Genomic DNA, 6,962 nt, shown 5'->3' with positions numbered 1-6,962 from the left:
CCGGTTCACCGCCGGAGATCAATTACCTGGCCGAGGTTCAGTGACGGGCCACTAGCGCACCTGCTCAAGGTCGCTCGGCATCCTGAGGTGACGATCCAAGTCGTGCCCAGCACGCTTCGGGCTCACTGCGGGCTGGCGGGCGGTTTCATCATCGCCGAACGGAACGGGCTCTCCTACGCCGCCTACACGGATGGGCAGCCCTACGGGCGCACCTCCGACGATCGCCGATTGATCGCCGAACTGGTCCGCCGGTATGACGCGCTCCGGGCCGAGGCCCTGCCGTTCAGCCAGTCCCTCCGGCTAATAGAGGAAGCGGTGAACCAAAGTGGCGCAAGAACTTCGCGACGCACGGTGGCGTAAGAGCAGCTTCAGTGCCGACCAAGGTGAGTGTGTCGAGGTGGCGTCCAATCTGTCCGGTGTCTTCGCGGTTCGGGACAGTAAGAACACCGCGCACCCGGCCGTGGTCGTGGCCTCAGGTGAGTGGTCGGCGTTCCTGACCGGCCTCAAGCACGGCACCCTCTGACCCTGCGCGAGCGTCGCCGCATCTGTCGCACGGTAGCCGGGACGAAGGCGTGCGATGCTTTCGTCCCGGTCTGCTCCGCTGGCGGTACGGGTCGGTGAGGGTCGCCCTTGGAAGAACGTGCGCCGGAGGCGCGCCTTTTTGGGATCGGGGCGCCTTTTTGGGGGATCGGGGGAAAGGGGGGTGTTGCGGGCGAACTGCTCGTAAGATCAAGATGTCAGCGCGTGCCACTCCTTAGAGAGGGTCATGGAGGCGGACGGCGAGCCGAGGTCTCTTTCCGAAATCACCAGGGACGTCGGATGGAACATGTCCGATGTAGCGGTCATGTCGGGGCTGGATGAGACCACCGTGTGTCGGCTGTGGGACAAGGCGGGATGGCTCGATCGCATCAGTGGCCGGTCGCTGCAGAGCCTGATCTCATCGGTGCCGGGAGTCGCCGAGTACTGCACGGCGCACTCCATCGTGAAGCGCCGTGACGCGCTCGTCGCGGAGCTGGAGGCCGAAGGGCTGTCGTCGACCTGGACGCCCTGAGGAACTCCACGGTGGCCCAGCAGCACCTGCTGAACGCCCTTGAGGCCGCCCTGCACATCGCGCGCGACGACGCGACCCAGAAGGTCTCCTCCTACCTCGCCCGGTCTGGGGGCGCGAGCAAGATCGTGCGCTTGAGACGCTGTTCTCGGCCAAGCGCGGCCACGGCCTGCTGAAGGACCCGTGCAAACTCGTGCACTCCTCGATCGAGCTCGTCCCCCGGCTGAACCGCAAGACCTACTCGTTCCACTCGATCCTCGCGCTGAACATCCTCACCCACCAGTTGAGATGGGAGGCCAATGCGGAGTACTGGGTCAAGGTCATCCGTGAGGGCCCGGGACCGCTACCGCACCGAGCTGACCGACCCGGCCATCCTGGAGGCGATCGGGCCCTGCGCGCGGCAGCGCGTCCTGGACGCGGAGGCGAGCGCGAAGCCGTACGAGGCCGCGGGCGGGGTCACCAGGAGGAGTGGCGTCGCCGTCTCCATGGCGACGACGAGCACGGCCAGCGGGCGGGCCAGGTCGGGCCGGACCGGGGCGAGCGCGGGCAGCGATCTGGTGAACCCGGGCAGGTCCCGGAATTTCGACACCACCGATACCACGAAGATTAGAGCGATCAAGGTCGCGCAACCGGCCCTCACGTACTCCATACCCACGTCCTCTCCTCGCGGACGGCCCGTGCGGCGGCATGCCGCCGCACTGGGTTGCGTCCACGGAGGTGGTGTACGAGTTTCCGCTGGTAGTCAGCGTGGCGTCGTGAAATGAGGACGGCCATCGCGTGATCCTTCAGGTTGCGAAACCTCCCGCGGACTCGTGGGTCCGCGGGAGGCACGTCATGGAGATCGCTGCGCGAACCGTGCCGACAGGGCCTCCACGTCGGCGTGGAACGCGAGCACCGGTTCCCGTCGCAGCCATCGCAGCCGGCTACCCATGTCGGAGTTCAGTTCTCGGACGGTGGCCCCGGCCGGTCTCCACCGCGAGGAAGGTAGGCACGCTGCCGGCACGCCGGCGAATAGGGCCACGCTCTTCGGCGATGGTCAACACCGGCCTGGTTTCGCCGGGACCGAAATGCTCATCCCGCTCAGGCATAAAAGGAGGGCACGCCGCGCCGGCCTGGTCTTACGGGTCGAAGAGGAATCCGGCGGCGGAATGAAAGCTCACTGACAGGCCGGCGAGGCGACGCGTCGCGTTCCCACCGCCGGTCATTTTCCGGCGACGGGCGATGCGCGACGGCGACGAGCGGCACGCGTGACAGGGGGAGCGGGGAAATCTGATCGTCGTACTCCTTGGCGGGGGAAAGACGGCGTGGCGACCACGCTGACGGACCGCGAACAGGTCGGCCGACGGTGTCGGCCCGATCCCACGGAGAAGTCTCCGCGGGACCGGGCCAATCAGCGGCCGTCCCCGAAACACATCAGCAACGTCGTCGAACCGATTCGATTGCAAGCGGGGCCAGCACCGGCCCCGCCGCGTTGCCCGAAGGCGGTACAACTTATTGTTAGCGCTAACTTTTGTTCGGCTAACCCGGCGCTCCCGCCATCGGCGATTGGAGGTGACGCCAGGTGCAGCGAAGCACACACGACCGCACAGCGCGTGTCAAGAGTCCGGTCCACCTCCGTGAACCGCGGCGGGCGTCAACCGCCTCCCGGCCAGCGACGCTCGCCCGGCCGGGGGGGCGTGGCGGATGAAACGTTCATGGTCTCCGCGCCAGCGGATGTGGTCGGGACGACCCCGCGATGGCGGGGGATCTGACGGCCGAGACATCCCATCTTTGGGCCTGGCGGCCGGGTCCTCCTGGCTTTGACTATGAAACGTTCTGAAATCGGCAAGATCGGCAGAACAAGGCTCCGGGCGCGGCATGCGGATGTTCGGGCTGGTGAGCAGGGAGATCACCCCGGCACTGCCGCAATGTGGCGCCCTCAGCCGGGAAAATAGGCATACCTAAGGGCTTGACGTGCCCGGGGCGATCGGAACGTAATGGGTAGCCAAGACCTCGCGACAATGTCTCGGGGTCTTTACGGCTGGACCACATCGGCGAATGTGGAGGTGCTTTTTCGGCCCCTCCGCATCGTGGTCGGCCACGTCGGCTTCCACTGCCTCGCTCCGGAGACATCCCATGTGATGCCCCGCGAGGCCGCATAACTTGGAGAAGCACGTGACCGATCGAAACAAGCTTCGCGGACGAGACGATCCCCATCGGGGCGGACCGGCTACGCCGAGTCGCGCGCGGTGCTCGCCGCCGTGGTCGCGGGATACCTGACCCCGGTCTCCCTGCCGCGCCGGACCGAGGAAGCGCCCTGTCTCCCGCCTTCGACGGAGCCGGTGGAGGGGCGCGCCCGTCCGGCGGCGTGAAGGACACGCAGGGCCGCACACCAGGGCTGGACACCGCCCCGGGGACGGCACCTCCCGATCCGCGCACCACCGGCAAGCCGGGACATCCGGCCGCGTCCACCGGCTCCAGGTGAGCGGTGCCGCCACCCGCGCGCGCATCGAGGTCGACCGGCGATGACCTCACCGCGAGGCCGCGCACCTGGACCTGTCACGGCGACACCGGCCGAAGGTGGACCCGCGGCGGACCACCCCCATTCTCGACCGGCGCAAGGACGGCCGACCGTCCCGGTGCCGGGAGACCAGAGACGACACCCCTGTGGCCCGCTGCCACCGGCCAGAGCGCGGCGGCATGCGCCTTGCTCTGGTCCGAGCTCTTCTTCTCAGGAAGGAAACACCCTCATGTCCCGACATTCGTGGCGCGCCATGCTGGCCACGATCGCACTGGTCATTCCTGGAGCAGTGCTACTCACCGCTCCGCCGGCCAACGCCTTGACCATTTCCGCGTCCGACTACCAGCAGATCAACCTGGCCAGCGGCGGCAACGAGCTCGGTGAGGCGATGTCGCTGGCCGTACTGCCCAACCGGTCGGTGCTGCACACCGCGCGCGATGGCACGCTGAGGGTCACCGACGCCTCCGGCAACACCAAGGTGGCGGCCAAGCTCAACGTCTACAGCCACGACGAAGAGGGCCTGCAGGGTGTGGCGGTCGACCCGAACTTCGCGACGAACCGCTATGTCTGGCTGTACTACTCACCGCGGTTGAGCACGCCCAGCGGAGACGCTCCCACCAGCGGCTCGTCGAGCACGTTCGACTCGTGGAAGGGACACCTGAACCTGTCCCGGTTCACGCTGAACTCGGATGAGACGCTCAACCTGTCCAGCGAGAAGGTCGTGCTGGAGGTCGCCAACGACCGGGGTCAGTGCTGCCACGTCGGCGGCGACATCGACTTCGACGCGCAGGGGAACCTGTACCTGACCACGGGAGACGACAGCAACCCGTTCGAGTCGAGCGGCTACGCCCCGCTCGACGAGCGCACCGACCGCAACCCGCAGTTCGACTCGCAGCGTTCGGCGGCCAACACCAACGACCTGCGGGGCAAGCTGCTGCGCATCCACCCGCAGGCCGACGGGACCTACACCATCCCGAGCGGCAACCTGTTCCCGCCGGGGACGGCCAAGACCCGCCCCGAGATCTACGGCATGGGGTTCCGCAACCCGTTCCGGATGAGCGTGGACAAGGCGACGGGCGTCGTCTATCTGGGTGACTACGGCCCCGACTCCGGTTCGACCAACTCCAGCCGCGGCCCGAGCGGGCAGGTGGAGTTCAACCGGATCACCTCGGCCGGAAACTACGGCTGGCCGTATTGCACCGGCAGCAACACCACGAACGAGACCTACAACGAGTACACCTTCCCCAGCGGCCCCTCGCAGTCCAAGTACAACTGCTCCGGTGGCCCGACCAACAACTCCTTCCGTAACACCGGCCTGACCACACTCCCCGCGGCCAGGCCGGCGTGGATCAAGTACGCCGGCGACTCCGGATCCCCGCCGGAGTTCGGCAGCGGCTCGGAATCGCCGATGGGCGGCCCGGTCTACCGCTTCGACCCGAACAACAGCTCCGCGGTCAAGTTCCCCCAGGCGCTGGACGGGCGGTTCTTCGCCGGCGAGTACGGCCGCCGCTGGATCAAGGCGATCGAGGTCAAGTCCGACGGCGGCTACGGAGAGATCTCCGCGTTCCCCTGGTCGGGCACGCAGGTGATGGACATGGCCTTCGGCCCCGACGGCGCCCTGTACGTGCTGGACTACGGCACCGGGAGCAACAACCAGGCGCTGTACCGCATCGAGTACATCGGCAAGGCCAACCGCAACCCGATCGCCAAGGCGGCGGCCGACAAGACCTCCGGCGCGAGCCCGCTGACGGTGAACTTCTCCTCCGCCGGCAGCTCCGACCCCGAGGGCGGCGCGCTGACCTACTCGTGGAACTTCGGCGACGGCACCTCCTCCACGTCCGCCAACCCGAGCAAGACCTACACCACCAACGGCAGCTACACCGCCACGCTCACCGTGAAGGACCCCCAGGGACTGACCGGTAGCGCGAGCGTCAACGTGAGTGTGGGCAACACCGCGCCCACGATCACCTTGTCCCAGCCCGGCGACGGGCAGCTGTTCTCCTTCGGTGACAGCGTGCCGTTCCAGGTGACCGGAAGCGACGCCGAGGACGGCGCGCTGGACTGCTCGAAGGTCACGGTCACCTACTTCCTGGGCCACGACAGCCACAGCCACCAGATCACCGAGAAGGCCGGCTGCAGCGGGACGATCACCGTGCCGTCCGACGGTGAGCACGACGCCGCGGCCAACCTCTACGGCCTGTTCGTCGCGTCCTACACCGACAACGGCGGGCTGACCACCACCAGCATGCGCACCTTGCAGCCCAGGCACCGGCAGGCCGAGCACTTCGCGGCCCAGCAGGGCATCACGGTGACCGACCACACCAGTGCCGAGGGCGGCAAGACCGTCGGCTACATCGAAGACGGTGACTGGATCTCCTTCACGCCCTACAACCTCGGCAACGCCACCAAGATCACCGCTCGGGTCGCGTCGGCCGGGGCCGGCGGCCGGATCGAGGTGCGGGCCGGCTCGGCGACCGGCACTCTGCTGGGCACGGTGACCGCGCCGGTCACCGGAAACTGGGAGACCTTCGTCGATGCCACCGCCACGCTGAGCGGCGCGCCGACCACGCCCACGACGCTGTACTTCGTCTTCCATGGCACGACCGGCTCGACCAGCCTGTTCGACCTGGACGCCTTCACCTTCGACACGGGCAGCACGCCCACACCCACGCCCACCCCGACCCCGACGCCCACCCCCGGCACCACGGGCTCCATCAAGGCGACGGCGTCCGGCCGGTGCCTGGACGTCAACGGCGCCTCGCAGACCAACGGCGCGCTGGCCCAGATCTGGGACTGCAACAACGGCGCCAACCAGACGTGGAGCTCCACCACCGCGAGTGAGCTGCGGGTCTACGGCAACAAGTGCCTGGACGTCAACGGCGCCGGCACCGCCGACGGCACCGCGGTCCTCATCTGGGACTGCAACGGCCAGAACAACCAGAAGTGGCGCTTCAACAGCGACGGCACCATCACCGCCGTCGGCGCCAACAAGTGCCTGAGCCTGGCGAGCAACGGCACCGCCAACGGCACCAAGGCGCAGATCTCCACCTGCAACGGCGCCACCGGCCAGAAGTGGGCCCGCGCCTGACCAGCCCGTTCCATCCGCGGAATCCCATCACCACGTGATGTGGCGCCCAGCGCGGTCCATGACCGCGCCGGGCGCCACGACGGAAGGACATTTCCATGCTGCGACATCCGACCGGCGCCGTACCCGCGCCGGGTAGAAGATCCGGCCGCGGGGCCGCCGCGCTGCGGCGCGTGTCACTCGCCGCGGTGGCGCTGGCCACCGCCGCGGCCCCCCCGGCGGCCGCCCCGAGGGTCACCGCCGCCCCCGCCCCGGCGGCCGCGTTCAAGGTGCGCGGGTTCTGCAACACCGCCGCCGTCCGGCAACACTCCAACCCCCCCGGTATACAG

At 68.2% G+C, this 6,962-nt stretch carries 7 protein-coding genes; 6 read left to right on the top strand and 1 reads right to left on the bottom strand.

What is annotated here, in order from left to right; all coding sequences use genetic code 11:
• From AB0O34_RS35735 to AB0O34_RS35720, 4 genes are all read left to right on the top strand, one after another.
• Nucleotides 1-360, top strand: a 360-nt coding sequence (locus AB0O34_RS35735) for a Scr1 family TA system antitoxin-like transcriptional regulator (RefSeq protein ID WP_363923245.1), incomplete at its 5' end; no start/stop codon positions are given.
• A 37-nt stretch (nucleotides 361-397) separates the two neighbouring features.
• Nucleotides 398-523, top strand: a complete 126-nt coding sequence (locus tag AB0O34_RS35730) for a DUF397 domain-containing protein (protein WP_363923243.1) — start codon at nucleotides 398-400, stop codon at nucleotides 521-523.
• A 303-nt stretch (nucleotides 524-826) separates the two neighbouring features.
• Nucleotides 827-1,051, top strand: coding sequence for a hypothetical protein (locus tag AB0O34_RS35725; protein ID WP_363923241.1), 225 nt, complete (start codon nucleotides 827-829; stop codon nucleotides 1,049-1,051).
• Nucleotides 1,052-1,062: 11 nt separating this feature from the next.
• On the top strand, nucleotides 1,063-1,224 hold the full coding sequence (locus tag AB0O34_RS35720) for a hypothetical protein (RefSeq protein WP_363923239.1): 162 nt from the start codon (nucleotides 1,063-1,065) through the stop codon (nucleotides 1,222-1,224).
• Nucleotides 1,225-1,391: 167 nt separating this feature from the next.
• Here AB0O34_RS35720 and AB0O34_RS35715 read toward each other — a convergent pair whose 3' ends face one another.
• A complete protein-coding gene (locus AB0O34_RS35715) occupies nucleotides 1,392-1,697 on the bottom strand; it encodes a MauE/DoxX family redox-associated membrane protein (RefSeq protein ID WP_363923247.1) in 306 nt (101 codons plus the stop codon).
• 2,080 nt (nucleotides 1,698-3,777) lie between these two features.
• Between AB0O34_RS35715 and AB0O34_RS35710 the strand changes: the two genes are divergently transcribed.
• Together AB0O34_RS35710 and AB0O34_RS35705 are read left to right on the top strand one after the other, a co-directional pair.
• A complete protein-coding gene (locus AB0O34_RS35710) occupies nucleotides 3,778-6,636 on the top strand; it encodes a PQQ-dependent sugar dehydrogenase (protein ID WP_363923237.1) in 2,859 nt (952 codons plus the stop codon).
• Nucleotides 6,637-6,731: 95 nt separating this feature from the next.
• Nucleotides 6,732-6,962, top strand: a 231-nt coding sequence (locus AB0O34_RS35705) for a hypothetical protein (protein ID WP_363923235.1), incomplete at its 3' end; no start/stop codon positions are given.

It is taken from the genome of Sphaerisporangium sp. NPDC088356, from assembly GCF_040685555.1.
Taxonomy (GTDB): domain Bacteria; phylum Actinomycetota; class Actinomycetes; order Streptosporangiales; family Streptosporangiaceae; genus Sphaerisporangium.
Note: the sequence above shows the minus strand (reverse complement) of the source record. Positions and strands in the feature narration are given on the sequence as shown.